Origin of the sequence: Escherichia sp. KCJ4928, from assembly GCF_004352695.1 — a bacterium.
Classification (GTDB): Bacteria; Pseudomonadota; Gammaproteobacteria; order Enterobacterales; family Enterobacteriaceae; genus ECMA0423.
The window spans coordinates 1-709 of record NZ_SJWV01000512.1; the positions used below are offsets into that span (position 1 = coordinate 1).

Sequence of the window (709 nt, forward strand, 5' to 3'; positions counted from 1 at the left end):
GGCTGCTCCTGCCACGGATATCCGCATGAATTTTCCCGCATGACACCCATTCTTCCGTCATTTCTCCGGCAGCATTACGGGTTAACACCGGGTTCAGAACACTTATCATCTGTGTCAGACGACCTGCAGATATTGCCATTCCCCCCTCCTCATAACACCGTCGGACAACGCAAATCGTAAATCAGCACGGACACAGAAAACGGCAGCTCCCCCTGAATCAGTTCTTCCCGCTCTGCAAGATCCGGATTACCGCCTCCTTCACCATCTGTTCAAGCATCGGACGCACATCATCCGGGGTGATACTTTTACCGTCTGCCGGCTGCGGAATATTTGCGACCGCATCATTCACCGCCTTCTGCAGAACATCCGGATCGTAGTCACGACCATCACGCGGAACAGGGATATGGCTTACCGCCTCCTTCACCATCTGTTCAAGCATCGGACGCACATCATCCGGGGTGAGACTTTTACCGTCCGCCGGCTGCGGAATATTTGCGACCGCATCATTCACCGCCTTCTGCAGAACATCCGGATCGTAGTCACGACCATCACGCGGAACAGGAATATGGCTCACTGCCTCTGTCACCATCTGTTCAAGCATCGGACGCACATCATCCGGGGTGAGACTTTTACCGTCCGCCGGCTGCGGAATATTTGCGACCGCATCATTCACCGCCTTCTGCAGTACTTCCGGATCGTAATCACGACC

General features: G+C 54.4%; 3 pseudogenes. All 3 read right to left on the minus strand.

Annotated elements, in window-relative coordinates:
* Window positions 1-139: pseudogene (locus tag E0D98_RS28250) on the minus strand (hypothetical protein); the annotation flags it as partial.
* A gap of 10 nt (window positions 140-149) precedes the next feature.
* Window positions 150-248, minus strand: a pseudogene (locus tag E0D98_RS28255) (hypothetical protein); the annotation flags it as partial.
* Window positions 248-709, minus strand: a pseudogene (locus tag E0D98_RS25215) (phage portal protein); the annotation flags it as partial. The pseudogenes E0D98_RS28255 and E0D98_RS25215, both read right to left, overlap by 1 nt.